Source organism: uncultured Nonlabens sp. (assembly GCF_947495285.1).
Classification (GTDB): Bacteria; Bacteroidota; Bacteroidia; order Flavobacteriales; family Flavobacteriaceae; genus Nonlabens.
On sequence record NZ_CANLXZ010000071.1, the window covers coordinates 1 to 1,245 of the forward strand.

Consider the following 1,245-nt stretch of genomic DNA (forward strand, 5'->3'; position numbering starts at 1 on the left):
GTCTTATGAAATATAAAATTTTACTTTTATTGATTTTCTTTTGTATTTCCTGTAGAACTAAAACATCCTACAGATCCACAAACAAACCTTCTAAAATCTCTCAACAAAATGCTAAAGTGAATCTCAAAAACTGGTATTTTAAAGATATCGAGCTAGACTCTATTCCAGGTATTAGTTTAAATAGAGCTTATGATAGTATCTTGATCAATAAAAAAGGTGAAGAAATCACAGTTGCTGTAATTGATAGTGAAATAGACCTATCACATGAGTATCTTGTAAATCATATTTGGGAAAATATTGATGAGATTTGTGATAATCAAATTGACGACGATAATAACGGTTATATAGATGATTTACATGGTTGGAATTTTCTGGGGAATCAATACGATGAAAATGCTGAATTTGTTAATCTGGAAGAGACAAGACTTTTAAGAAAGTATAAAAATTATTTTAAAGATAAAGATGTATCTAAACTCCATCAGAAGGATTCTTTGGCTTATATAGATTACTTGAATGTAGAAACTGAATTTAATAACTTAGTTCAGTTCTACAATTCAAAAAGAAAACTACATTTTGTTAACGATTCGCTTTTTCCTTTATCAACCCAACGTGTATCATCTATGTTTAAAGGGAAAAAATATGAAATTAAGGATATTGACAGTATTTTAACAATAGGTGTCTCTAGAGATAAAATGATTGATTTGGGCTTCATGAGATATTCGTTAAAAGAAAATTTGACTAAAACATATTTTGAAGAACAACTAGAATATTTTGATAATACGTTAGACAAATTAGTTAATGTTGATTTCAATGACAGACAGATTCAAGGAGATGATGAGCATGATTTAAGTGATACAGATTATGGGAATAATTTATTTGGGAATAAAAATAAATTAAATCATGGAACCCAGATGGGTGGTCTGATTAGTAATATTGGTTGGAAAGATGAGATTAAGTTAATGTCTTTGGCTATTTCAGCTTTTGGAGATGAGCATGATAAGGATATTGCACTAGCTACAAGGTACGCAGTAGATAATGGCGCTAAAGTAATTAATATGAGTTTCTATAAAGAACGAACTCTTTATTCAGAATGGGTTCTAGAGGCTATAAATTATGCAAATTCAAAAGATGTATTAATCATTACTATAGCTGGAAATGAAGGTTTTGATCTAAATGAAACTGAGAAATATCCTAATGATCGTTTACAAAGTGGTGCTGAGGTTTCTGATAATTTTCTAGTTGTTG

1 protein-coding gene is annotated in these 1,245 nt (G+C 29.3%); it reads left to right on the forward strand.

Annotated elements, in window-relative coordinates; genetic code table 11:
• Positions 1–116: 116 nt before the first annotated feature.
• The coding region (locus Q0838_RS14180) for a S8 family serine peptidase (protein ID WP_298956541.1) at positions 117–1,245 on the forward strand (1,129 nt) is incomplete at its 3' end.